General features: G+C 73.7%; 18 protein-coding genes, 1 pseudogene and 1 riboswitch. Of the genes and pseudogenes, 11 read left to right on the top strand and 8 right to left on the bottom strand.

Features of this window, described 5'->3' with window-relative positions:
• Positions 1-54: 54 nt before the first annotated feature.
• From ACGFN2_RS09955 to ACGFN2_RS09940, 4 genes are all read left to right on the top strand, one after another.
• Complete coding sequence (locus tag ACGFN2_RS09955) at positions 55-1770, top strand: serine/threonine-protein kinase (protein WP_393359040.1); 1716 nt, start codon at positions 55-57, stop codon at positions 1768-1770.
• A gap of 116 nt (positions 1771-1886) precedes the next feature.
• On the top strand, positions 1887-3185 hold the full coding sequence (locus ACGFN2_RS09950; RefSeq protein WP_393358946.1) for a PspC domain-containing protein: 1299 nt from the start codon (positions 1887-1889) through the stop codon (positions 3183-3185).
• A gap of 92 nt (positions 3186-3277) precedes the next feature.
• A complete protein-coding gene (locus tag ACGFN2_RS09945; protein ID WP_393358944.1) occupies positions 3278-3991 on the top strand; it encodes a LuxR C-terminal-related transcriptional regulator in 714 nt (237 codons plus the stop codon).
• Between the two features lie 184 nt (positions 3992-4175).
• The gene (locus tag ACGFN2_RS09940) at positions 4176-5300 is read left to right on the top strand and encodes an alpha/beta hydrolase-fold protein (protein ID WP_362607919.1); all 1125 of its coding nucleotides are present in this window, start codon (positions 4176-4178) and stop codon (positions 5298-5300) included.
• A 128-nt stretch (positions 5301-5428) separates the two neighbouring features.
• On the opposite strand, the pseudogene ACGFN2_RS09935 reads toward ACGFN2_RS09940, so the two are convergent.
• The 3 genes and pseudogenes from ACGFN2_RS09935 to ACGFN2_RS09925 form a co-directional block, all read right to left on the bottom strand.
• Positions 5429-5473: pseudogene (locus tag ACGFN2_RS09935) on the bottom strand (hypothetical protein); the annotation flags it as partial.
• A gap of 72 nt (positions 5474-5545) precedes the next feature.
• Entirely contained in the window at positions 5546-5731 is a 186-nt protein-coding gene (locus ACGFN2_RS09930) for a hypothetical protein (protein WP_393358942.1), read from the bottom strand.
• Positions 5732-5827: 96 nt separating this feature from the next.
• Positions 5828-6982 (bottom strand): NlpC/P60 family protein, encoded by a 1155-nt coding sequence (locus ACGFN2_RS09925; protein ID WP_393358940.1) that lies wholly within the window; start codon positions 6980-6982, stop codon positions 5828-5830.
• 336 nt (positions 6983-7318) lie between these two features.
• Here ACGFN2_RS09925 and ACGFN2_RS09920 point away from each other — a divergent pair, with 336 nt between their 5' ends.
• Positions 7319-7672 carry a hypothetical protein gene (locus ACGFN2_RS09920; RefSeq protein WP_362607922.1) on the top strand — a complete coding sequence of 118 codons (354 nt, stop codon included), beginning with the start codon at positions 7319-7321 and terminating at the stop codon, positions 7670-7672.
• A 118-nt stretch (positions 7673-7790) separates the two neighbouring features.
• Here ACGFN2_RS09920 and ACGFN2_RS09915 read toward each other — a convergent pair whose 3' ends face one another.
• Positions 7791-8930: an NlpC/P60 family protein gene (locus tag ACGFN2_RS09915; RefSeq protein ID WP_393358938.1), complete on the bottom strand. Its 1140-nt coding sequence runs from the start codon at positions 8928-8930 to the stop codon at positions 7791-7793.
• A 7-nt stretch (positions 8931-8937) separates the two neighbouring features.
• Positions 8938-9122, bottom strand: a riboswitch (cyclic di-AMP (ydaO/yuaA leader).
• 288 nt (positions 9123-9410) lie between these two features.
• Here ACGFN2_RS09915 and pcrA point away from each other — a divergent pair.
• Positions 9411-11897: a DNA helicase PcrA gene (pcrA, locus tag ACGFN2_RS09910; RefSeq protein ID WP_393358936.1), complete on the top strand. Its 2487-nt coding sequence runs from the start codon at positions 9411-9413 to the stop codon at positions 11895-11897.
• Positions 11898-11957: 60 nt separating this feature from the next.
• Here pcrA and ACGFN2_RS09905 read toward each other — a convergent pair whose 3' ends face one another.
• Both ACGFN2_RS09905 and ACGFN2_RS09900 read right to left on the bottom strand, forming a co-directional pair.
• On the bottom strand, positions 11958-13715 hold the full coding sequence (locus tag ACGFN2_RS09905; RefSeq protein ID WP_393358934.1) for a peptidoglycan DD-metalloendopeptidase family protein: 1758 nt from the start codon (positions 13713-13715) through the stop codon (positions 11958-11960).
• Positions 13716-13961: 246 nt separating this feature from the next.
• Positions 13962-14912, bottom strand: a complete 951-nt coding sequence (locus ACGFN2_RS09900; protein ID WP_393358932.1) for an esterase/lipase family protein — start codon at positions 14910-14912, stop codon at positions 13962-13964.
• 378 nt (positions 14913-15290) lie between these two features.
• Here ACGFN2_RS09900 and ACGFN2_RS09895 point away from each other — a divergent pair, with 378 nt between their 5' ends.
• On the top strand, positions 15291-15746 hold the full coding sequence (locus tag ACGFN2_RS09895; protein ID WP_362607929.1) for a cobalamin B12-binding domain-containing protein: 456 nt from the start codon (positions 15291-15293) through the stop codon (positions 15744-15746).
• Between the two features lie 116 nt (positions 15747-15862).
• Here ACGFN2_RS09895 and ACGFN2_RS09890 read toward each other — a convergent pair whose 3' ends face one another.
• Both ACGFN2_RS09890 and ACGFN2_RS09885 read right to left on the bottom strand, forming a co-directional pair.
• Entirely contained in the window at positions 15863-17551 is a 1689-nt protein-coding gene (locus ACGFN2_RS09890; RefSeq protein ID WP_393358930.1) for a DUF5691 domain-containing protein, read from the bottom strand.
• A 67-nt stretch (positions 17552-17618) separates the two neighbouring features.
• Positions 17619-18980 (bottom strand): SWIM zinc finger family protein, encoded by a 1362-nt coding sequence (locus tag ACGFN2_RS09885; protein WP_393358928.1) that lies wholly within the window; start codon positions 18978-18980, stop codon positions 17619-17621.
• Between the two features lie 166 nt (positions 18981-19146).
• On the opposite strand from ACGFN2_RS09885, the gene ACGFN2_RS09880 reads away from it, so the two are divergent.
• The 4 genes from ACGFN2_RS09880 to ACGFN2_RS09865 all read left to right on the top strand — a co-directional run bounded on the left by ACGFN2_RS09880 (position 19147) and on the right by ACGFN2_RS09865 (position 25003).
• Positions 19147-20301 (top strand): AAA family ATPase, encoded by a 1155-nt coding sequence (locus tag ACGFN2_RS09880; protein WP_393358926.1) that lies wholly within the window; start codon positions 19147-19149, stop codon positions 20299-20301.
• A complete protein-coding gene (locus ACGFN2_RS09875) occupies positions 20298-22709 on the top strand; it encodes a DUF5682 family protein (protein WP_393358924.1) in 2412 nt (803 codons plus the stop codon). Before ACGFN2_RS09880 ends, ACGFN2_RS09875 begins: the two co-directional genes overlap by 4 nt.
• Entirely contained in the window at positions 22706-23998 is a 1293-nt protein-coding gene (locus tag ACGFN2_RS09870) for a VWA domain-containing protein (RefSeq protein ID WP_393358922.1), read from the top strand. The genes ACGFN2_RS09875 and ACGFN2_RS09870 overlap by 4 nt, the downstream gene beginning before the upstream one ends.
• Positions 23999-24133: 135 nt before the next feature.
• Positions 24134-25003 (top strand): hypothetical protein, encoded by an 870-nt coding sequence (locus tag ACGFN2_RS09865; protein ID WP_393358920.1) that lies wholly within the window; start codon positions 24134-24136, stop codon positions 25001-25003.
• Positions 25004-25056: the final 53 nt, after the last annotated feature.

The following is a 25056-nucleotide window of genomic DNA, read 5'->3' as shown; positions in this document are numbered from 1 at the left end:
GGGCGACTTGTCGCCGGGCGGTATCGCCTGGTTGAACGGATAGGCCAGGGCGGTATGGGCACCGTGTGGCGCGCCCGGGACGAACTCCTCGGCCGTCAGGTCGCGGTCAAGTGCCTGCATGTCGCACCGCAGCTCGACGAGGACGAACTGGCGAGGCGCCATGAGCGCACCACCCGTGAGGCACAGGCAGCAGCCCGGATCAACCACCCCAACGTGGTGAGTGTCCACGACGTCGTCGACGACGCCGGGATGCCGTGCATCGTCATGGAGTACGTCCCTTCCACGACGCTCGGCGACGCCATCAAGGAGGCCGCGCGGAACGACAGTTCGGTCACCCCGCGCGAGGCCGCCCGTATCGGGCGCGGCATGGTGGCGGCGCTGCGTGCCGCGCACTCCGCCGGTGTGCTGCACCGTGACGTCAAGCCGGGCAACGTACTGCTCGGTGCGGACGGCCGGGTCGTGCTCACCGACTTCGGCATCGCGGTCGCCACCGGTACCTCCACGCTCACCAAAACGGGCGAGCTGGTGGGCTCCATCGACTACTTGGCGCCCGAGCGGGTCAGAAGCGGCACCCCGGGGCCCGCCTCCGACCTGTGGGCGCTGGGCGCGACGCTCTATCAGGCGGTCGAGGGACGCCCCCCGTTCCGGAAGGCCACCGCGGTCGAGACCGCGTACGCGATCGCCATGGACCCCCTTGAGGCGCCGCGCAACGCCGGGTCGCTGAGCCCGCTGATCGAGGCGCTGCTCGCCAAGGAGCCGGCCGACCGTCCGACGGCCGAGGTCGTCGAACAGGCGCTGCGGGCCGTCGAGGCCGAGGCGGACACGGCGCTGATGGGCTGGTCCACGATGGCTCTGGGGACGGTCGCACACGGCCGCGCCGAGGCGGCCGACCCGGGTGGGGAGACCGAGTCGTCCACCCGTCCGGTGCACCACACGGGCGAGGCGGCGGCCGCTTCGGTCCGTGGCACCGGCACCGGCACCGGGGCACGTACGGAGGCGGCAACGGGGGCGGGGACCGGCGCCGTTGCGGACACCAGCAGCGAGGCCGTGACCGGCCCGGTCGCCATTCCGGAGGGGACCGACGCCGGACGGCCCGCCCGTGCCGACGTCCTTCCCGGCGGCGCGGCGCCCCGTAGGAAGCGCACCCGGATCGTGGTCTGGAGTGCCGTCGGGGTGTTGGTCGCCGGTGGCGGCGGAGGCACGGCCTGGTACCTGATGCGGCCCACCGAATCCGGTGGCTCCGGCCAGGCGGCGGCGAACAAGAGCACCACCCCCAAGCTCCCCAAGGCCCCCGCCCACAGCATCGGGCCGACGCCGCCCCTCCCTGACGGTTACCACAGCGTCAACGAGACCGCACTCGGCGTCAGTTTCCCGGTCCCCGACGGCTGGACCCGCCAGCCCGAGGACGACGGCCGGCAGATCATCTACCGGACGCGGTTCGCGCAGATCCTCGTCAGCGTCCTGGACTTCTCCTCAGGGGACCAGGTGGAGCACTTCAAGGAGGTGGAGAAGGGCTTCAAGGAGAAGTACTCCGTCTACAAGAACCTGCGCCTGCAGCCCACGTCCTTCCAGGGCGACCCCGCCGCGATCTGGGAGTTCACCTTCGGGGGCCGGGCCCGTACCTTCCGGGGGGTCGACCTGGGCTTCGGCCGCGAGGGCGGTAAGGAGTACGCGATCTACGTGTCCGCGCCGGAGGCCGACTGGGCGAAGTACGCGAAGGTCTTCTCGGTGGTGAAGGACGGGTTCCGCAGGACCGACCCCCAGAACTGAGGCGCCCGCGCCGCGGGGCATTCGCCCGGACCCGGACCACACCCCGCAAACTTCAGGGACAGCCTCAGGGACGACCCTGATGCCCCGGGCCCGGGTGCCGTGTGACGATCGGGCACATGACCACCGCTCCGCCCCGCGCCGACACGGCCTACGCCCCGGCGCCGGACCCCGACGATCCGCCCGTGCGCAAGCTCTACCGCAGCGCCGACGGGCGGCTGCTCGGTGGCGTCGCGCGGGGCCTCGCGGGGCACCTCGGACTGCCGGTGTCCTGGGTGCGGATCGTGTTCGTGGCCCTGTTCATGGCCGAGGGGATGGGCGCGCTGCTGTACGCCGCGTTCTGGTTCTTCGTCCCGCTGGGCGTCGGCGGCGTGGAGCACCGGCAGCCCGCCCCGGCGGACGGCAGGCGCCGCCTGCTGCGGCACCGCCCCGACAGGGGCCAGGTCTTCGCGCTGATCGCGCTGCTCGTCGGGGCCTCGGTCGTCGCCTCCCGCTTCCAGCTGGGCCAGGCCGACGGTTATCTCTGGCCGGTGCTGCTGATCGGCGCCGGTGTCGCCCTGGTGTGGCGGCAGGCGGACAACTCCCGCCGAGCCCAGTGGCTGGAGCTCGGCCGCCGCAAGGGCGTGCTGCCGATGGTGCGCGGCGCGGCCGGTGTGCTGCTGGTCGGTGTCGGGGTGACCGGCATCGTGGTGCTCCAGGGTTCGGTGCGGCATCTCGGTTCGGTCCTGCAGGCCGCGCTCGCCGTCGTCGTCGGCATAGCGCTGCTGGCGGGCCCCTACCTCGTGCGGATGACCCAGGACCTCTCCGAGGAGCGGCTGATGCGCATCCGCGCCCAGGAGCGCGCCGAAGTGGCCGCCCATGTCCATGACTCGGTCCTGCACACCCTCACCCTGATCCAGCGCAACGCCGACGACCCCCGGGAGGTGGCGCGGCTGGCCCGCGCCCAGGAGCGGGAGCTGCGGGCCTGGCTCTACAAACCCGAGGGCCGCGGCAAGGAGGAGGACGAGGAGCCCGCCACTCTGGCGGAGGCGGTCCGCAAGGCCGCCGCCGAGGTGGAGGACGCCCATGGCGTCCCCCTTGAGGTCGTGGTCGTCGGCGACTGCCCGCTGGACGAGCCGCTGGGCGCCCAGATGCAGGCCGCACGCGAGGCGATGGTCAACGCCGCGAAGTACGGCGGCGAGGGCGGCGCGGTGCAGGTGTTCGCCGAGGTGGAGGGCCGTACGGTCTTCGTCTCGGTGCGTGACCGCGGACCCGGGTTCGACCTGGACGCGGTCCCTGAGGACCGGATGGGCGTACGGGAGTCCATCATCGGGCGTATGGAGCGCCACGGCGGCACCGCCCGGCTGCGCTCCGCCCCCGAGGGCGGCACGGTCGTCGAGCTGGAGATGGAGCGCGCGGAGACGGAGCGCGGGAGATGACCGGGCGGCCGGACGGGCGGCGGCCGGACGCGACAGCGCGCGCCGGGGCACGGGATGATGACGGGGCAGACACCGAGGGACAGGCGGAAGAGATGAGCAGCGACGACGCACAGCAGGGCGGGACCGGCGACGGGACGGCCGGGGGCCGGACCGTACGGGTCGTGCTGGTCGACGATCACCGGATGTTCCGCACGGGCGTCCAGGCCGAGATCGGCGAGACCGGGCGCACCGGCGTCGAGGTGGCCGGCGAGGCCGCCGACGTCGACCAGGCGGTCACGGTCATCACGGCCACCCGCCCCGAGGTCGTCCTCCTGGACGTCCACCTCCCCGGGGGCGGCGGCGTGGAGGTGCTGCGCCGCTGCGCCGCGATGTCGGCCGACGCCGAGCGCCCGGTCCGCTTCCTGGCGCTCTCCGTCTCCGACGCGGCCGAGGACGTCATCGGCGTCATCCGGGGCGGCGCCCGCGGCTATGTCACCAAGACGATCACGGGCACGGACCTGGTCGACGCGATCTTCCGGGTGGCCGACGGCGACGCGGTCTTCTCCCCGCGGCTGGCCGGCTTCGTCCTGGACGCCTTCGCCTCGACGGATGCCCCGCCCATCGACGAGGACCTCGACCGTCTCACCCAGCGTGAGCGCGAGGTCCTGCGGCTGATCGCCCGCGGCTACGCCTACAAGGAGATCGCCAAGCAGCTGTTCATCTCCGTGAAGACCGTCGAATCCCATGTGTCCGCGGTGCTGCGCAAGCTCCAGCTCTCCAACCGCCATGAGCTGACCCGCTGGGCCGCCGCCCGAAGGCTGGTCTGAGCTGCGGAAAGCGGCACGGCGCGGGCGCTCGCACGGCTTCATGACGAGGGAGTAACAAAGCACCACAGAAGGGCAACCAGGACCCGGCGGATCTCCTCTAAGGGCGCGGAGAGGCTCACTGCCGAAGGCGGGGGCGGAACCACCCCACGTCCTTCGCCTAGTTTGCCCTGGAAGCGAGATCCCGATGAGCCTGACGGGCACGCCCTTCTTCCTCACCTCGGTCGCGCTGTTGATCGTCGCCGTCGTGCTGCCGTTCGCCCTCTGGGGCCGAATAGCCGGGCCGGCCCTGGCACGCGGCTTCGCCCGGCTGCTGATGCTGCTGTTCGCCCAGGTCACGGCCATCACCGTGGTCTTCGTCCTGGTCAACAACGCCAACAACCTCTACGACACCTGGGACGACCTGCTCGGCACCGGCAGCCATGTCGAGGCGGCCCGCGACCTCGGCCCCGACGGCATGGGCGGCCGGCAGATCACGCACGAGCCCAAGCAGCTCCAGCGGTTCCGCCCGGCCGACGACCCGAGCGTGGGCGCCGATGTCCGGATGACCGAGCTCCAGGGCCGCATCTCGGGGGTGCGCGGCGAGGTGTATGTCTGGCTGCCGCCCCAGTACAACGACCCCGCCTACCGGAACCGGAAGTTCCCGGTGGTTGAGCTGCTGCCCGGCTACCCGGGCTCGGCGAAGTCCTGGATGGGCTCGCTGCACGCGGCCCAGCAGCTGATGCCGCTGATGCGGAGCGGCGCGGTCAAGCCGGCCATCCTGGTGGCGCCCCGCACCAACCTCCTCCCCGGTGTGGACACCGGGTGCGTCAACCTCCCCGGGAAGGTCAACGCCGACAGCTGGCTGACCGTCGACGTCCGCAAGATGGTCATTGACAACTTCCGGGCCGGCGACAAGCCGGACTCCTGGGCCCTGGCCGGGTATTCGGCCGGTGCGCACTGCGCCGCCAAGCTCGCCCTGGCCCACCCCGACCGCTACCGCGCCGCGGTCGCCATGTCCGGCTACAACGACCCGGCGCTCGAACGGGACTCGCTGGCCGGCAAGGACCCCCAGCTGCGCGCCCGGTCCAACCCGCTGAACATCCTGAAGGCGGCCAACGCCGCCGGTAAGCCGCCGCGTACCGCGCTGTATGTGTCGGGCGCTTCGGGCGACGGCTTCCAGGCCGGTCTCGCCCTGCGGCAGTTCGCGCTGCCGCCGACGACGGTGACCGTACGCCAGATCCCGTCGAACGCGGGCGGCCACACCACGGCGGTCTGGGCACAGCAGGTGCCGGAGACCTTCCGCTGGCTGGGGACCCAGCTCAGGGCCTGAGCGCACGGCAACGGCACCGGAGCGGGCGGCAGTTCACCCCCTGCGCCCGGCGGCCGTGACCGGGGACCGACCCGCCAGCCCATCGCTTCGTAGAGCGCCCGTCCCTCCGGACTGGCCACCAGCACCCCCTGTCGCGCGCCCCGTTCCACCGCCCGGCGGGCCAGCGCGTCCATGACCGCCCGCCCCAGCCCGCGCCGCCGGTGCGCGGGCTCGGTGCCGATCATGTCGAAGACGACGGAGGGCGCTTAGGACGCCGGGTCGGCCCCCGGGAGGACATGGCGCGCGAGGTGTCCGGGCCGCCGTACCCCGATCCGGAACCCGCCGGGCACGGCTTGCGGCGCGTCCGTACCGCGAGCACGGGTCCAGCCGTCGGCCCAGGCGTGGACGGCAGACAGGAGCGCGGTGTCCGGGACCGCGGCGCTGTGCGTCATCCGGCCGAGCGTACGCGGGGCCCTCGCCGCCCCAAGTGACTCTCCAGTGGCGGCAGTTCAGTCGGGCTCACCCCTGCCACGCCCCCGCCGGCCCCCCTACGCGGGACGGGTCGCCGCTGCGAACGGCATCTGGTCGATCGGGGCGAGCCGTACCGGCGCCCCCGGATGCGGTGCGTGGATCATCTGGCCGTTCCCGACGTAGAGCCCCACATGGCTGATGCCCGAGTAGAAGAACACCAGGTCACCGGGGGCGAGTTGGGACCGGCTGATCCGCGGGCCGGAGCTGATCTGGGTGTAGGTCGTGCGGGGCAGGGCGACCCCGCCGGCCTTCCAGGCGGCCTGCGTCAGGCCTGAGCAGTCGTACCCGGAGGGGCCCGTCGCGCCCCAGACGTACGGCTTGCCGAGGGCGCCGTAGGCGAAGGAGACGGCACGGGCGGCACGGGGGCTGGGCGCCTGCGCGGCGGCCGCGGCGGCCTGCGCGCCGCCGGGAACGCCGGACGGGCCGTCCCCGCGGTCCGTCCCGCGGTCCGTCCCGCGGTCCGTGCGGCTCCGGTCCGGCCCGCTCCGGTCCGGCCCGTTCCGCGCACCGCCCCGGGACGCCATCCGCTGGCGCTGCTCCGCGGTCAGCCGGCTCAGCAACTGCTCGGCGGCGTCCAGCTTGTGCACGATGGTGACCCGGTGCTTCTTCAGCCGGGCCTCGGTGTCCGCCAGCCGCTCCACGGTGTCCTCGGCCCGCTGCCGGATCTGCCGGACGCTGCCGAGCCGGCGGGCGTACCCGGCCACGGCGGTCGCCTGGTGGCTGCCCGTACGCTCCAGCACCGCGGCGCCGTCCAGATAGCGCTGCGGGTCGGCGGACAGCAACAGCCGTACCGTCGGGTCGATGCCGCCGGAGCGGTACTGGCTCGTGGCCAGGGTGCCCAGTTCGGCGCGGGCGGCGTTCAGCCGGCGGGTCCTGCGGGCCGCCTCGTCCTGGAGCCGGCTCAGCTCCTCCCGTGCGGTGTCGGCGGATTCCTTCGCGCCGTTGTAGTGCTGCGTGGCCACCTCTGCCTCCTGGTACAGCGCGTCGACCCGGTCCTTGACCTGGGCGGGGGTGGGCCGGGGGGCGGCCTGGGCGGTGCCGTCGAGGCCGGTGGCGGTGGCGGCACCGGCCAGGGCCAGGGTGGCGGCCGTGCGGGCGGTGCGCGCACGGCGCGATCCGCCGCCGGTGAGCGAGGCGAGCGGATGCTGCCGGGGCTTGCGGTGCGAGGCCACGGTGGCCGTTCCTTTCCGTCCTTCGAGCCGGGGGCCCGGCGGCCGGTCCGCCACGGGGGCGACGGACCGGCCGCCGTACCTCTCGGCGGGACGGCCGACGGAACGCCGGTGGGAGACCGGCGAGGCGGGGAGTCGGCCGCCTGGAGGAGGACGCTAAGCCGGGGTGTCGGGCAATGAGCCCCCTTGCCCGGAATTGTTCGCTTTCGACCGCGATGAGTGCGCGCGCGACCGCGGCGCCATGGCCGTACGGCCGGGACCGGTCTGGCCTGACCGAACTGTCGATAGCGGGCGCCCTGCCCGAAGGGCCGTGCTATACGGCGGCTACGATCACGCACTATGGACGTAGTAACCAATATCTTCGTCGGCCTGCACATCATCGGCATCGCCTCCCTGCTGGGCGGCTTCCTGACCCAGATGAAGGCGATGAGCGCGGGCACCGCCCGCTTCGTGCCGGCCATGCTGCACGGCGCGCTGACGATGCTGGTCACCGGCATCGTGCTGGTCGGCCTCAACCAGGCCCAGGACCACCCCCTCAACAACATCAAGCTCGGCATCAAGATGGCCCTGCTGGTGGTGATCCTGGCGCTGGTCTACGTCAAGCGGGACGACGAGACGGTCGAGAAGCCGCTCTTCGCCGCGGTCGGCGGGCTCACCGTGGCCAACATCTTCATCGCGGTGCTCTGGACCTGACGAGCGCCCCGCCAACAGCACACCGCGCGGTCCCCGCACTCCGTAGATCGGAGGCGAGGGCCGCGCGGTGGCGTGTGGGGGGTGACCGTGGGGGGTGGTCTGTGGGGGAGCGGGGGCCTCAGCCCGGGCGGACGCTCCCGTAGATCGGCATGTAGTAGATCGACTCCTCCCGGACGTTGGCGCCCGGCTTCGGAGCGTGGACCATCTTGCCGTTGCCTAGGTACATGCCGACGTGGCTGATGTCGTCATAGAAGAACACCAGGTCGCCGGGCTTCAGGTCCTTGGTGGCCACCCGCTCGCCGACCTTGACCTGGTCCCAGGTCGTCCGGGGCAGATCGACGCCCGCCGCCTTCCAGGCGGCCTGGGTCAGCCCCGAGCAGTCGTAGGAGGTGGGTCCGGTCGCGCCCCACACATACGGCTTGCCGATCTGGGAGCGGGCGAAGGCGAGCGCCTTCTCGCCCTTGGCGGTGGAGGTCGAGTCGCCCGTGGAACCGCCGGCCGAACCGCCGCCCGTGGAGCCGTCGCCGTCGTGCTGCCGCTGGCGCTCCCGCTCCTGCTGCTTGCGCGCCTCCTCCGCGGCCCGGCGCTTGGCCGCCTCCTCCTTCTGGCGCTCCAGCTCCGCCAGCCGCGCCTTCTCCTGCGCGGTCAGCCGGGACAGCAGCTGCCGGGCCTCGGACAGCTTGTCCTGGACGGAGCGCTTGGACTCCTTGAGAGAGGCCTGCGACTTCTGCAGCCGCTCCAGGCTGTCGGTCGCCTCGGCACGCTGCCGGGCGGCCGCCGACTGCTGCTCCTGGTAGTCGCTGACGGCCTGCTTCTGCCGCCCGGTCAGCCGCTCCATGAGGTGGTTGCGGTCGACGAACTGCTGCGGGTCCTTGGCGAACATCAGCTGCGCCGTCGGGTTCATCCCGCCGGTGCGGTACTGCGCGGAGGCGAAGGTGCCCAGCTTGCGCCGGGACTCGTTCATCTTCTCGGCGCGCTCGGCCGAGGCGTCGAGCAGGTCGTCCACCTTGTCGCGCTGTGCGTCGGCGCGCTCCTTGGCGGCGTTGTACTTCTGGGTGGCCACCTCGGCCTGGTGGTAGAGGTCGTCGACCTTCTTCTGGACCTCTTCGACGGCGGGCTTGGGTGCCCTGGGCGCCGCGTTGGCCGACTGCGAGAGCAGGGTGACCGAGGCGAGGGCGGCGGTGGTGAGACCGGCCGCTGTACGACGGCCTGCGGGTGAGGCGAGAACGCTGGTGCGCGGCTTGCGATGCGACGCCAAGACCGGCAACTCCTTCCGTGGACCGCCTACCGGGTTAGCTGTCGGGTTCGGGCGGTGTCGCTGACGGAAGGCTTGCCCTACGGTCCGGACGTCCACTGGCGACGGCCGTACGGATCGATTCACCCCGGTGGTGCTGGTGGGTCCCCGGCTCCGGGTGCCTGGGGGCAGGGCCGGACTCGGCGTCGGCGGCCCGTGCGAACCTGTCGTCCGCGGGGAGGCGGGCTGCCTGAGCGAGGACGTTAGCCAACTCGTGTGGCTTCTGTGAAGGCTGATGTTCGATATGCCCGAAACCTTTTCGTGACCTGAACGCGATGCGCGGCCTGTTGTGCCAGATGTCGGATTCGGGTAGACGAGGCGCCGCCGGTCGGCGGCGGTGCCGGGCGCCCGGAGCGCCGCTGCGCCGGTGCCGGCTTCACAGGCGGCCCGCATTCCGCCACTCCGCCGCGGAGTGTCAGTGCGGCCGCCTAGACTCGGTGGGCGATGAGCAGCCTCTTTGACGACAGCTTCCTGGCGGACCTCAGCCACAAGGGTGAGGAGCAGCATCCTCCGCCCCCCGAGGACGAGCACGGCCCGGCCCCGGAGGAGATCCCCGCCGACCTCTTCGGCGGGCGGTTCGACGCGCCCGTCCCCAGGGAGGCCTACTACCGCGACGGCGCCGCCCGCCCGGCCGTCGACGCCGCGGCGCTGCTGGAGGGGCTCAACGACGAGCAGAAGGCCGCCGTGGTGCACTCCGGCGGCCCGCTGCTGATCGTGGCCGGTGCCGGTTCCGGCAAGACCCGGGTGCTGACCCACCGCATCGCGCACCTGCTCGCCGAGCGTCATGTCCACCCCGGCCAGATCCTCGCGATCACGTTCACCAACAAGGCCGCCGGTGAGATGAAGGAGCGCGTCGAGGAGCTGGTCGGCCCGCGCGCCCACGCCATGTGGGTCTCCACCTTCCACAGCGCCTGCGTCCGCATCCTGCGCCGCGAGTCCAAGAAGCTGGGCTTCACGTCCTCCTTCTCGATCTACGACGCCGCCGACTCCAAGCGCCTGATGGCCCTGGTCTGCCGCGATCTCGATCTGGACCCCAAGCGCTTCCCGCCCAAGTCCTTCAGCGCGAAGATCTCCAACCTCAAGAACGAGCTCATCGACGAGGAGACCTTCGCCGGGACCGCTGCGGACGGTTTCGAGAAGAGCCTGGCCGAGGCGTACGCGATGTACCAGGCGCGGCTGCGCGAGGCCAACGCCCTGGACTTCGACGACATCATCATGACGACGGTCAATCTGCTCCAGGCCTTCCCGGACGTCGCCGAGCACTACCGCCGCCGCTTCCGTCATGTCCTCGTCGACGAGTACCAGGACACCAACCACGCCCAGTACACCCTGGTCCGCGAGCTGGTCGGCCCCGGCACCGCCGAGGTGCCCGCCGCCGAGCTGTGCGTGGTCGGTGACGCCGACCAGTCGATCTACGCCTTCCGCGGCGCCACGATCCGCAACATCCTCCAGTTCGAGGAGGACTACCCGGACGCGACCACGATCCTGCTGGAGCAGAACTACCGCTCGTCGCAGACGATCCTGTCCGCAGCCAACGCCGTCATCGAGCGCAACGAGAACCGCCGCCCCAAGAACCTCTGGACGGACGCCGGCGCCGGCCCCGGGATCACCGGCTATGTCGCCGACACCGAGCACGACGAGGCGCAGTTCGTCGCCGACGAGATCGACCGGCTGACGGACGCCGGCGACGCCAAGGCCGGCGAGGTCGCCGTCTTCTACCGCACCAACGCCCAGTCCCGTGTCTTCGAAGAGATCTTCATCCGGGTCGGGCTGCCCTACAAGGTCGTCGGCGGGGTGCGCTTCTACGAGCGCAAGGAGGTCCGCGACGTCCTCGCCTACCTGCGGGTGCTCGCCAACCCCGAGGACACCGTCCCGCTCCGCCGCATCCTGAACGTCCCCAAGCGCGGCATCGGCGACCGCGCCGAGGCGATGATCGACGCCCTGTCGTCGCGCGAGAAGATCACCTTCCCGCAGGCGCTGCGCCGGGTCGACGAGGCCTACGGCATGGCGGCCCGCTCCGCCAACGCCGTCAAGCGCTTCAACGTCCTCATGGAGGAGCTGCGGACCATCGTCGAGTCCGGCGCCGGCCCCGCCACCATCCTGGAAGCCGTCCTGGAGCGCACGGGCTACCTCGCCGAACTCCAGGCCTCCACCGACCCCCAGGACGAGACCCGGATCGAGAACCTCCAGGAACTCGCCGCCGTGGCCCTGGAGTTCGAGCAGGACCGCGGGGAGGCTGCGGCAGAGGGGGCTGCCGCCCCGGGGCCGGGCACCCTGTCCGAGTTCCTGGAGCAGGTCGCGCTGGTCGCCGACTCCGACCAGATCCCGGACGAGGAAGAGGAGGGCAGCGGCGTGATCACCCTCATGACGCTGCACACCGCCAAGGGCCTGGAGTTCCCGACCGTCTTCCTGACCGGCATGGAGGACGGCGTCTTCCCGCACATGCGCGCGCTGGGCCAGACCAAGGAGCTGGAGGAGGAGCGCCGGCTCGCCTACGTCGGCATCACCCGCGCCCGCGAGCGGCTCTACGTCACCCGCTCGACGATGCGCAGCGCCTGGGGCCAGCCCTCGTACAACCCGCCCTCCCGGTTCCTGGAGGAGATCCCGGCCGACCACCTGGAGTGGAAGCGCACGGGCCCGGCGACGCCGTCCGCGTCCATGGGCGGCCTGTCGGGCGGCGGAGGCGGCTTCGGCTCGGCGCTGTCGTCGTCGCGGGCCAAGGGCGCCGGCGGCTTCGCGACCCGTCGCGGCCAGGGCAGCCGCCAGGTGGTCCCGCTGTCCATCGGCGACCGCGTCACCCACGACAGCTTCGGCCTCGGCACGGTCGTCGGCGTCAAGGGCAGCGGTGACAACGCCGAGGCGACGATCGACTTCGGCGGCGAGAAGCCCAAGCGGCTGCTGCTCCGGTACGCGCCGGTGGAGAAGCTGTAGCGGGAGAGGCCGGCCCCCGGGGACACCTCCTGGGGGCTGCCACCGGGCGGGCGGCGGCGGTCAGTTCGGGTCGAGGCCGTGGTCGCGCAGCCAGGGCAGCGGGTCGACCGCCGCGCCGCCGCCGGGACGCACCTCGAAGTGCAGATGCGGTCCGGTGGAATTGCCGGAGTTGCCCGAATAGGCGATCTGGTCACCGGCCTTGACCGAACCGGAACGGATCTTGGTGCTGCTGAGGTGGCAGTACCACGTCTCCGTGCCGTCGGGCGCCGTCACGATCGCCATGTTGCCGTAGGCGGAGTTCCACTGGGTGCGGATGGTGCCGTCGGTGGCGGACATGACCGGGGTGCCGTAGCTGACCGGGAAGTCGATGCCGGTGTGCAGCGACATCCAGTTGACCCCGGCCTGGCCGAACTGCGCGCTCAGCCCGTGCTGCTTGACCGGCAGCAGGAACTTGGGCCGCATGGCCTCCTTGCGGGCCGCCTCCTTCGCCTTGCGCTGGCGCTCGAGCTCCTGGCGTTCCTTGAGGTCGATCCGCTCCTGGGTGCGGCTGGCGCGGTCACGGAAGTCATCGGCGCTGGCGCTGAGTCCGGCGAGCTGGGTGTCCAGCTTGTTGTTGGCGGCGGACGGCTTGACGGCACCGGCGTCGGGCGCGGCCTGGGTGGTCGCCTCGTCCTTGTCCTCCCCGCCGGCCGTGACGGCAGCGGCGGCCACGGCGCACACGCCCATGGCGGCGACCGAGGGCACCGCGACGGTCAGCAGCGCCGACCGCTTCGCCGTGCGCCGACGGCCCCGGCCGCGGACGGCCTTCCCGGCCTCCGCCCCGGCGGCCCGGCGGCCCACGGGGGACGGGGCGGCGGGGGTGACCGGCATGGCCTGCGTCATGGCGTCCGCCACGGCCGCGGCCTCGCGGTAGGCGTCGGCGTCGCCGGGGGAGTCGTCGCCCCCGGCCCGGCCGGTGTCGTACGGGTCGTTCCCGGACTGGTCGCCGTCGGGAGTGCCGTGGGTGAGATGCCCGGCTTTGTCCCAACTGGCGTTGTCCCACTGGAGGGTGTCGGCCGGCGGCGGTCCGGCCTGTGCCGGGATACCGGCGATCAGGTCCTGGTCCGTGGTCGACCAGATCGCGGTGGCCTCGAAGCTCGCGGTCTCCTCGACCGCGGTGGCCTGCCGGTCGAAGGCGTTGAAGGAGTCGGCGGTCTCGTACGCGCCGGTGGCGTAACCGTCGGTGTCGTACGCGCCGGTGGGATAGCTCCCGGTGTCGTAGCTGCCGTGACCGTACGCGGTGGCCTCGTATCCGGCCGCCTCGTATCCGGTGGTCTCGTATCCGGAGGAGGGGTACCCGGCCGCGTCCTGCGCCGGGGCGTCGTACGCGGTGTGGGCGTACGGGTCGTAGCCCGGGGCGGCCGCGTGCGGGTCGGCGACGGCGTGGGCGCCGGTGTCCCAGCCGCCGGTGTCCCACTGGCCCGTGGCGTAACTGCCGGTGTCGTACGCGCCGGTGGCGTAGCCGCCGACCGCCGGGTACGCGCCCGTGTCATAGGCGTCGGTGCCGTAGGTGCCGGTGCCGTACGAACTCATGCCGTAGGCGTCCGCCGTGCCGTGCGCACCGGTGTCGTACATTCCGGCGTCATAGGTGCCGGTGTCGTACATGCCGCTCTCGTACGAACCGGGGAGCGAGCCGAAGAGGGGGTCGCCGTCACCGTATGCGGCGGTGCCGGTGGCGGACTGCGGCCCGTAGGAGTCGTAGGCCGGATAGTGCGCATACGAGGCGTCGGAAGCAGAACCGGTCGGAGGCTGGGCCCCCGAGGGGTGACGGTCGTTCACCAACTTCTCTTTCGCCTCGGCAGCAGGAGAATTAGCGGCGACTGTACCCGGCGGTACGCGACGGCGACAATCTTCAACTGGTTTTGGGCTAGGCCAGATCGGGCATTTGGCCGCCTTTCGGGAGTCCCCATGCGAGCTCTTGGCGCCTCGTTCGAAGTTTGTTCGACCTCGCGTCAAGATCAGGTCGCCGTTACGGCGCCATGGCCGCGTTCTGTGAGGTGTCCGCAGGTCGTCCCGGGCGGCCGTTCAGGCCACCGATATGGCGTCCGCGGCTCCTTCCGCGGATTCCGCCGAGGTCAGTGCCTCCCGTATTCCGGCGGCGACGGTGCCATTGACCGGTAGGGCGAGATGTCCGACACCGGCGACATGCACGCTGTACGCGATCAAATCCGGGTGACTGATTCTCGCTGTTGTGGCCGGAACCATCACCTGATCCTCCTCGCTCCAGAAAGCGACGAATTGCGTGCGGCAATTCGGCGCCGGCAGCGACAGCTCCGCTATCACCTCGGAATCGGGGCGCATCTGGCGGACGAGGGGGTGCGCGGACATCAGGGGCGCGATACGGGTGCCGGAGTGCGGGGTGCCGAGCGTGACGACCGTACGGACGCGGCTGTCGCCGCCGAGCCGCTGGACGTAGTAGCGGGCGATGAGTCCGCCGAGGCTGTGGCCCACGAGGTCCACCCGGCGATGGCCGGTCCGGGAGCGGAGCTCCTCCACGTGTTGGCCGAGGAGTTCGGCGGCCTTACGGAGATCGCAGGTCAGCGGCGAGTAGTTGAGCGCCTCGACATGACGCCAGCCGTGCCGGTGCAGGGAGCGGCGCAGCAGCAGGAAGACGGAGCGGTTGTCGATGAAGCCGTGGAGCAGGAGGACCGGCGGATGGGAGCGGCCCTCGGTCGGCAGCAGTGTCGGGGGAGCGGGGGCCGGTACCGGGGCCTCCGGTGACCCGGGTGGCTCCGGTGCCGGGAACCCTTCCGGGGGCCCGGCCGCGGGGTGGGGCGTGGGCCGTGGTGCGCGGCGTTCCTGGGAGATGCCGGTCGGATAGAGGAGGAGATGGGCGGCGAGGACCGCCAGTTCCACGACCGTGCTGCGCAGCGGGAGCGACGCGGCGCGGGCGGGGAGCAGGCGCGCGCACCACAGGGGTGGGGAGACGAGGCGTGCGAGCAGAAGGGGTGCGGAGAGAAAGGGCAGGGCCTTCATGGCCGACCTCCCGGATGGCACGCGGAAGGCGTCACCGACCCCCGTATGCCCTCGTGGGAAGCCCTGGGCGGCGCCGGCGGGCAGGCGGCGTGAGCGCGGCTCGTGCTGCTGCCTGCCCGGCGGGGCGGTGGCCCGGCGGTGGCTTCCCGGGCGCCCGGCCCGCGCTGCGCCGCCCGGCTCCGGCGGCACGACACGCGGGACGCGGCGCGTGGCGAACGTGTCCCGTGTGTGATTTCCCCCTCCCCGGATGTCACGAAACGGCTGGGTACGGGATGCTGGCGATAACGTTCGTTCACGCTCGTGGCCGCCGGATCGCGGTCGCGCGATCGATTGTCGGCTCGGCGGCACCACAGTGCCGTGCATGGCTTGGAGGCAGTGATGAGTGTGGCTCGGCATGACGGAGCGCAAGCGGGGAGCCAGGGCGCGGCGGGCAGGTCGGGGCCGATCCGTGTGGTGGTGGCCAAGCCGGGCCTGGACGGGCACGACCGGGGCGCCAAGGTCATCGCGCGGGCGCTGCGTGACGCCGGTATGGAGGTGATCTACACCGGGCTGCACCAGACTCCGGAGCAGATCGTCGACACCGCGATCCAGGAGGACGCCGACGCGATCGGGCTGTCCATCCTCTCCGGGGCGCACAACACTCTCTTCGCGAAGGTCATCGCCCTGCTGGAGGAGCGGGACGCGGCGGATATCAAGGTCTTCGGCGGCGGCATCATCCCCGAGGCGGACATCGCCCCGCTCAAGGCGCAGGGCGTCGCGGAGATCTTCACGCCGGGTGCCACCACCGCCTCGATCGTGGAGTGGGTCAACGCGAACGTCCGCTCGGCGGCCTGAGGTACCCCGCAACCGGCGGAGCGGCCCGGCCCGGCGGCGGCCGGGCCGGGACGGAGCGCGGAACCGGCGGGCCCTGGGGCGGCGGGCCCCGGGGCGTGCGGTTGCGGTGCGCGGGCTCATGGCAGGCGGGGGCCGGATGGGGGCTCCCTGGTGCCGGGCCCGGTGTCGTCGCCGGCCGGTGGCGGCGTGAGTTCCGCGCGCATCGTGGCGCGCAGGCGGAGGGTGCCGACCAGGCGCTGGAAGGCCTCGGACCAGTAGCCGCCGGAGCCCGGGGAGGCGCCTTCGGGCTCGTCCGTGACGGCCGTGAGCATGTCGAGGCGGTCCGCGGCGGCCGGGTCCAGGCAGCGCTCGGCCAGGCCCATCACGCCGCTGAAGCTCCAGGGGTAACTGCCCGCGTCCCGGGCGATGTCCAGGGCGTCGACCACCGCTCCGCCGAGCGGCTCGGCCCACGGGACCGCACACACACCGAGCATCCGGAAGGCCTCCGACAGGCCGTGCGCCGCGATGAACTCCGCCACCCAGCGGGCCCGTTCGTCCTCCGGCAGCACCGTCAGCAGCTTCGTCAGGTCCCGTGACGAGCCGGCCGGCGCGACCTCGGCGGACTGGGACGGGGCGGCCGGTGCGCCCAGCAGCGCCCGCGCCCACGCGGCGTTGCGCTGGCGTACGGCGGCGCGGCACCAGGCGTCGTGCAGCTCCGTCCGCCAGTCGTCGCCCACCGGCAGCGCGATGATCGCCGCCGCGTCCCGGCCGCCGAAGCGCGCGTGCCAGCCGTCCAGGGGTGCCGCCTCCACCAACTGGCTCAGCCACCAGGACCGTTCGCCCCGTCCGGAGGGCGGTGCGGGCGCCACGCCGTCCCGCTGCATCCCCGGGTCGCACTCATGGGGCGCCTCCACCGCGACCACCGGTGTGCCGGCCGTACGGTCCAGGCCGATGCAGGTGTGCGCCCGCTGTGCCATACGGGCCGCGAGCGCGGAACCGGGCAGGGTGGAGAGGAGTTCGGCGGCCGTGGCGCGGACGTTGCGGCTGCGGTCGGACAGGGCCTCTTCGAGGAACGGCTCGTCGGCCGCCGAGAGGTCCGCGCGCAGCGAGTCGAGGAACATCAGGCGGTCCTCGGCCCGTTCCGTGGACCAGGTCGTGGCCAGCAGTGCCAGGCCCGCCGGCGGGTCCTGCCGGCGCAGGGTGGTGAGCAGGGCGACCCGCTCCGCGAACAGGCCCTCCTCCCAGCGCCGCCGTACGGCCTCGGGCCCGTCGTCACCGGGGAGCCCGGACGTGCTGCCCAGGCCCCGGAGCACGAACTTCCACTCGTCGTTGAGCCGGGCCAGCCACAGGGCGCGCGGCCCCGCCAGGGCGAGCGCGGCGGACCGCAGGTCGGTACGGGCGCGGGCGGCGTCGAGCAGCGCGGGCAGCAGCGCCTCTGGGGCGCGGTAGCCGTGCTGACCGGCGGCGGTCAGCCACTGGGGCAGCAGTTCGGTGAGGTCGGGGGCGGTGCCCCGGCGGCTGCCGCCTCCGCTGCCGCCGCGGTCGGCGAGCAGCAGGGACAGCCGGCGGCGGGCCGCCGGAGGCAGCGGGGGCCGCGGGTCGGCCGGGGCCGGGGCGGGCCGCTCGCCGGCCGGTGCGGGGCGCAGCGCGGCGCGCCGGCGCACCGTGCTCACCGCGGCCGCGTCCAGCAGCGCGGCCGCGGCGTCCTGTCCCGGCCGCGCCGCCACCGGCGGTGTCCGGCGCTCGGTGCCGAGCAGCGCGGCGCTCACGAGGTCGGCCCAGGGGGCGGGGGCGGTGGGAGGTGTGGGAGGGGTGGTGCGGGTCATGCCTTCCTCCAGGCAGCGGTGAGGGGCGGTGTCCAAGAGGGCCGGGGCGTTGTGGCCGGGGTGCGGGTCACAGGGACACCGGGGTGGGGTCCCAGGCGGTCAGCGGCAGAAAGCCGCGGGGGCCGCATTCGCCGAAGACCGTGACCGGCTCCCCGCCCGAGAGGGCGACCAGCTGCCACAGGCTCGTACGGCCGAGGCCGCGCGGGTCCAGCGGGAGCGCCGACTCCCCGTCCGCGTCGGCCAGTTGCCAGCCCCGGCCGTCGCGGCCCGGTATCGGCGTGACTTCGCTGAGCACCACCGGCCAGGAATCCAGCCAGGGGTCGTCGCGCAGTGCGTCGCCGTACGCGGCCAGCGCGGCGTCGATGCCACCTCCGGGCGGGACCGGACCGGGGGCCGGCGGGGCGTGCCGCTCGCCGAGCGCGGCACGCAGCGGGCGGGCGCCCGGGTAGTAGGCGAGGTCCGCGTCCAGCACCAGACCGGGCGGCAGTGCCAGGTCCAGGGGGCGGGCGGGAGAGCCGCCGTAGGAGAGGTGCAGCGCCATCCGGCCGGACCGCTCGCCCCGCAGGTAGATCTTGCGGGTGAGCAACGCGCCGTCGTCGCTGTCCTGTTGGGCGAGCACCAGCCAGCGGTCCCGGACCGCCGCCGCATCGGGGCCGGTCAGCAGGTCCGCCGTGTCGGTGGTGAGCCCGACGCGCGCGCGGACCGTGGCCGCGAGCGGGCCCGGCAGCCGGTCGATACCGAGGAACCCCTGGCCGAGGAGGTGCAGCAGCGCGCACTCCTCCAGCAGCCGCGCCGGCCAGTCCGTGCCGGACCCCACCACCGAGGCCAACTCCCGCACCCGCGAGGCGAGTCCGGGAGCCTGGGCGTCGACCATACGGGCCGCCGTCTCGTCCCAGGAGCCTCCCCCGCTCCCGGCCGAGGTCAGCCCGGACCGCACCAGGTCAGCCAGCCGCTGTTCCAGCTCCGTGGCGCCGGCGCCGATCCGCCGCATCCGGCGCTCCGCCCGCCGCCTGGCGGCCTCCGGGTCCGCGGGCGCCCGCGACGCGGCGTCCGCGCCCGGGGAGCCGTCCGGAGCCCGCCCGGCCCGCTTCCGGCGCCCGGCCAGCCACTCATCCGCCCACGCCGACGGCTCCCCGGCCGGCACCTCCCCGCCGTCGCCCGCCCAGAGCAGCAGCAGCGCCAGCGCGTGCTTGCACGGAAACTTCCGGCTCGGGCAACTGCACGTGAAGGCGGGGCCCGTGAGGTCCACGACCGTCTGGTACGGCTTCTTGCCGCTGCCCTTGCATCGCCCCCACACCACGCCCCCGTCCGCGCCCGTCTCCGACCACGGTCCGGGCGCCGCGAGCTTGCCGCCCGCTCGGCGTGATGCCTCGTCAGGTGCCAGTGCGCGCACCTGGTCCGTCGTCCAGCGTTCCCCCTGCGGATTCATGTCTCCGACGCTACGGCGGACCACTGACAATCCGCGGCGGCCGCGACGAACTCGCAGACCAGGGACGGTTTTCGGGGCATTGTCAGTGGCGTGGTGCAGGGTGGATTCCGCAAGCGGCCGGAGCGATGACGGGGTGCCGGCCGCGCCCGTACGACGAGGGGGAACCATGTCCGCGAACAGCTTCACGACGACGGACGGCGAGAGCGGCCGGACGGCCGGGACGGCGCCGGAAGCCGCGGGCGGTGAGGTGCTGCGGCCGCATGCCGAGGACAGTTTCGCGGCGGAGCTGGCGGCCCTCGCGGCGGCCGACGACCGGCCGCGTCCGGAGCGCTGGCGGCTCTCGCCGTGGGCGGTCGCGACGTACCTCCTCGGCGGCACGCTCGCGGACGGCACGGTCATCACGCCCAAGTACGTCGGCCCGCGCCGCATCGTCGAGGTCGCCGTGACGACCCTCGCGACGGACCGCGCCCTGCTCCTGCTGGGTGTGCCCGGCACCGCCAAGACCTGGGTGTCCGAGCATCTGGCGGCGGCCGTCAGCGGTGATTCCACCCTCCTGGTGCAGGGCACCGCCGGCACCCCGGAAGAGGCGGTCCGCTACGGCTGGAACTACGCCCAGCTGCTCGCGCACGGCCCCAGCCGGGAGGCGCTGGTGCCCAGCCCCGTGATGCGCGCGATGGCGCAGGGCATGACGGCGCGGGTCGAGGAGCTGACCCGTATCCCCGCCGACGTCCAGGACTCGCTCATCACGGTCCTGTCGGAGAAGACCCTGCCGATCCCGGAGCTGGGACAGGAGGTGCAGGCGGTCCGCGGGTTCAACCTCATCGCCACCGCCAACGACCGCGACCGCGGCGTCAACGAACTCTCCAGCGCGCTGCGCCGCCGCTTCAACACCGTCGTGCTGCCGTTGCCCGCGACCCCGGAGGAGGAGGTCGACATCGTCTCGCGCCGGGTCGGGCAGATCGGGCGCTCGCTGGACCTGCCGGCCGGGCCGGAGGGCCTGGACGAGATCCGCCGGGTCGTCACGGTCTTCCGGGAGCTGCGGGCGGGTGTCACCACCGACGGCCGGACCAAGCTCAAGTCACCGTCCGGCACCCTCTCCACGGCCGAGGCCATCTCCGTGGTGACGAACGGGCTGGCGCTGGCCACCCACTTCGGGGACGGGGCGCTGCGCTCCGGCGACGTCGCCGCCGGCATCCTCGGCGCCGTGGTGCGCGACCCCGCCGCCGACCGGGTCGTGTGGCAGGAGTATCTGGAGACCGTGGTGCGCGAGCGCGAGGGCTGGAAGGACTTCTACCGCGCCTGCCGTGAGGTGAGCGCATGAGCGGGCGCAGCGAGCGAACGGCCCACGAGGGCGGGCCGGTGCTGCTCGGGGTGCGCCACCACGGCCCCGGGTCGGCGCGGGCGGTGCGCGCTGCCCTGGAGCAGTGCCGGCCGGCCGCGGTCCTGATCGAGGGGCCGCCGGAGGCGGACGAGCTGGTGCCGCTGGCCGCCCGGGAGGGGATGCGGCCGCCCGTCGCGCTGCTCGCCCATGCCCTGGACGACCCCGGCCGCGCCGCGTTCTGGCCGTTGGCCGAGTTCTCCCCTGAGTGGGTGGCGATGCGCTGGGCGCTGGCGCACGGCGTCCCCGTCCGCTTCATCGACCTGCCCGCGGCGCACTCCCTGGCGGCCGGGGACGACACGGAGCCCGTGGACGACGGGACCGGAGCCCAGGAGACCGACGGCCAGGAGGCCGGCGCCGCGGTGCGGATCGATCCGCTCCGGGCACTGGCCGAGGCGGCCGGTGACGACGACCCCGAGCGCTGGTGGGAGGACGCGGTCGAGCACCGTGGCGGCGGGGAGTCCGGTGCGGACGCGCTGGCACCGTTCGCGGCGCTGGCCGAGGCCATGGGCACGCTCCGCGAGACCCACGGCGACGGCGGGCACGACCGCGATCCGGTGCGGGAGGCCCATATGCGGCTCCGGCTGCGGGCCGCGCGGCGGGAGTTCGGCGACGGCGTCGCTGTGGTGTGCGGCGCCTGGCACGTCCCCGCCCTCGCACGGCGCACCACGATGACCGCCGACCGCCGGCTCCTCAAGGGCCTGCCGAAGGTGAAGGCGGCGGTGACCTGGGTGCCCTGGACGCACCGGCGGCTCTCCCGCCGCAGCGGCTACGGCGCCGGCGTCGCCTCCCCCGGCTGGTACGGCCATCTCTTCAGCGCCCCCGACCGCCCCGTCGAACGCTGGCTGACCAAGGCCGCCGGACTGCTCCGCGAGGAGGACTACCCCGTCTCGTCGGCGCATGTCATCGAGGCGGTGCGGCTCGCCGAGGGACTGGCCGCGGTGCGCGGCCGCCCGCTGGCCGGGCTGACCGAACTGGACGACGCGGTGCGCGCCGTCATGGGGGACGGCACCGACGCCCCGTCCTCGCTGATCCACGACCGGCTGGTGGTCGGGGAGGTGCTGGGCGAGGTCCCGGAGGACGCCCCCGCGGTGCCGCTGGACCGGGACCTCGCCCGCAGCCGCCGGACGCTGCGGCTCAAACCGGAGGCGCTGGAACGGGAATTGGAGCTGGACCTGCGCAAGGAGACCGACGCCGGGCGCAGCCGCCTGCTGCACCGGCTGCGGCTGCTCGGCATCCCCTGGGGCGAGCCCACCCGCTCCCGCGGCAGTACGGGCACCTTCCGGGAGACCTGGCTGCTGCGCTGGGAGCCGGAACTCTCCGTACGGGTCGCCGAGGCCGGCATCTGGGGCACGACTGTGCTTTCGGCCGCCACCGCCAAGGCCGCGTCCGAGGCGGCCGGGGCGAGCGGCCTCGCCGAGGTCACCGCGCTCGCCGAGCGCTGCCTCCGCGCCGAACTCCCCGACGCCCTCCCGGTGGTGATGCGGGCGCTGGCGGACCGCGCGGCGCTGGACGCGGATGTCGGCCACCTCGCCCAGGCCCTGCCCGCCCTCGTCCGGTCCGTGCGTTACGGCGATGTGCGCGGCACCGACGCCCTGGCGCTCCGCGAGGTCGCCACCGGCCTGGCCGAGCGGGTCTTCGTCGGACTGCCCCCGGCCTGCGGGGGGCTGGACGCCGACGGCGCCGCCGAGATGCGCGGCCATCTCGACGCCACCCACCAGGCCGTCGCGCTGCTCGGCCAGCCGGAGACGGGGCAGCCCGCAGTGCCCCGGCTGCGCGAACGCTGGGCCGGAGTGCTGCGGGCGGTCGGCGAACGGGACACCGTGCCGGGCCTGATCCGTGGCCGCGCGACCCGGCTCCTGCTGGACGACGGCGCGCTGGGCGACGGGGGAGCGGAGCGGCTGATGAGCCTCGCACTGTCGCCCGGCACCCCGCCCACCGACGCCGCCGGATGGATCGAGGGCTTCGTCGGCGGCGGGGACGGCGGCATGCTGCTGGTGCACGACGAACGGCTGCTGGCGCTGGTCGACGGCTGGCTGACCGGTGTGCCGGACGCTGCGTTCACCGACGTCCTCCCGCTGCTGCGCCGCACCTTCGCGGAGTATGGGACCGGAGTGCGGCGCACCCTCGGCGAACTGGTCCGCCGCGCGCCCGCGACGGCCCCCCGCAGCGCGGACGGTGCCGCCCCGGACGCGGCCGTGCCCGGCTTCGGCCCCGGCCTGGACCGCGACCGCGCCGCGGCCGTCCTCCCCACGCTCCGCCTGCTGCTGGGCATCGGACACCACGGCTTCGACGACGACCCGCCGGAACCGCCCCGACCGGCCGACGACCTCACGGGAGCACGGACATGACCACCACGACACCGGACCCGACGACCACGACCGCGGCCACCACCACCGCGCCCACCACGGCCACGAACGCGCCCACCACGGCCACCACCCCGGCGGCTCCCGCTACCGCTCCCGCCCCCGCCGCCGTCCCCGAGGCCGAACGGCTGCGTCGCTGGCGGCTGGTGCTCGGTGGCGGCGACGCGGACGGCACGGGGTGCGGGCTCAGCGGCCGGGACGCCGCGATGGACGGGGCGCTGGCCTCGCTCTACGGCAGGGAGAAGGGCGGCCGCAACGGGGACGGCGGCGGCAGGCGCGCGGCGGGCCTCGGGGCCTCGGCCCCCGGAGTGGCACGCTGGCTCGGCGACATCCGCACGTACTTCCCGTCGTCCGTCGTGCAGGTGATGCAGCGGGACGCCATCGACCGGCTGGGGCTGTCCGCGCTGCTGCTGGAGCCGGAGATGCTGGAAGCCGTGGAGGCGGACGTGCATCTCGTGGGCACCCTGCTGTCGCTCAACAAGGTCATGCCGGAGACGACCAGGGAGACCGCCCGCGCCGTCGTCCGCAAGGTCGTCGAACAGCTGGAGAGGAAGCTGGCGCAGCGCACCCGCGCCACCCTCACCGGCGCCCTGGACCGCTCCGCGCGGATCAGCCGGCCCCGCCACCGCGACATCGACTGGGACCGCACGATCCGGGCGAACCTCAAGAACTACCTCCCCGAGTACCGCACGGTCGTGCCCGAGCGGCTGATCGGCCACGGCCGCGCCGCGCAGTCGGTGAAGAAGGACGTGGTGCTCTGCATCGACCAGTCCGGTTCGATGGCCGCCTCGGTCGTCTACGCCTCGGTGTTCGGCGCGGTCCTGGCCTCCCTGCGGACCCTCGACACCCGGCTGGTCGTCTTCGACACGTCCGTGGTCGACCTGACGGACCAACTGGACGACCCGGTCGACGTCCTCTTCGGCACCCAGCTCGGCGGCGGCACGGACATCAACCGCGCGCTCGCCTACTGCCAGTCCCGCATCACCCGCCCCGCCGACACCGTCGTCGTCCTCGTCAGCGACCTCTACGAGGGCGGCATCCGGGACGAGATGCTCAAGCGGGTCGCCGCGATGAAGGCGTCCGGGGTGCAGTTCGTGACGCTGCTCGCGCTGTCCGACGAGGGCGCGCCCGCCTACGACCGGGAACACGCCGCGGCCCTCGCGGCCCTGGGCGCACCGGCGTTCGCCTGCACTCCGGACCTGTTCCCCGACGTGATGGCGGCCGCCATCGAGAAGCGGCCGCTGCCCATACCGGACATGGCGGAGCAACGGTGACAGGTGGCGCGGCGGGACTTGCGTGGCACCTGGTTGCTCATGCAAGTATCAGCGCATCGCTCGATCGCCCGCGACGCGCGTGACACCTGAGGACATGTTCCTCGGCTGTCCCCGTCCGTATGGGAAGGTCCCCCCTTGTCCGCTGTGTTCGCCCTGCCTGCCGCCGTGCGCCTGCCGCGCACGGTGGCCGTGCGGCGTGCGCTGCTGGCCGGGCTCTTCCTGGCGGGCTTCGTCGCCCTCGGCTTCGCCTTCGGTCCCGGCGCCCATGCCGACGACCGCACGGGGAGCGCGGACCTGACCGGGGCAACGGCCCCGGCGCGGCCCGCCGCCGAGGCGTCCACCCCGGACCGGGCCGCCACCCGGGACGGGGCGAGCCGGCTGTCCGGCTCCGAAGCCGCGCTCAAGCAGCGGGGCGAGGAGTCCCACGCCAAGCTCGCCGAGCGCACCCACACCGCGTCCGACGCGGTGACCGAGGCCGTACGGCCCGCCGTCGAGCGGACCGCACCGGTCACCGGCCGGATCACCGAGCCGGTGAGCCGCGTCGTCCGGGAGGCCGGGGACGCGGCCGGTGCCGCGCTGCCCGTACACCTCCCGTCCGGTGAGCACACCGAACGGCCCGGTGACGGCGGCACGCAGCACGGCCGCACGCCGGACCACGGTGCGCCGCAGGCCGCTTCGCGGGCCGGCGCTCAGGCGGACACGGCCGCCGCCCAGGCGGCTCAGCTCCGCGACGCTCTGCACCGGACGGCCTCCGAGGGCCCCTCGGGCACCGTCCACGAGCAGCGGGACCCGAGCCACAACGGCCTTCCGGGGCAGTCCCCGCAGGGCCCGGCGGCGCCCGCCTCGCACACCGCCGGTGACGGCAACGGCCCCCGTGGCGGGGACCAGCACGCCGCCGTCACGGCCGACGCCACCCGCTTCCGGCTGCTGCCCGGTGGCGTCCGCACGGCCGATGGCGCTCCGACGCGTCGGCGTGCCGAAGAAATCCTCGAATTCCCGGGCTAGGGCAGACCGCTCCGCGTCTGTAACTGGACCTGCCGCGCGGGGGCGGGACAGGT

This window comes from Streptomyces sp. NPDC048612 (assembly GCF_043199295.1).
Lineage (GTDB): Bacteria > Actinomycetota > Actinomycetes > Streptomycetales > Streptomycetaceae > Streptomyces.
The sequence above is the reverse complement of the archived record's forward strand: the minus strand, read 5'-3'. Positions and strand labels throughout refer to the sequence as shown.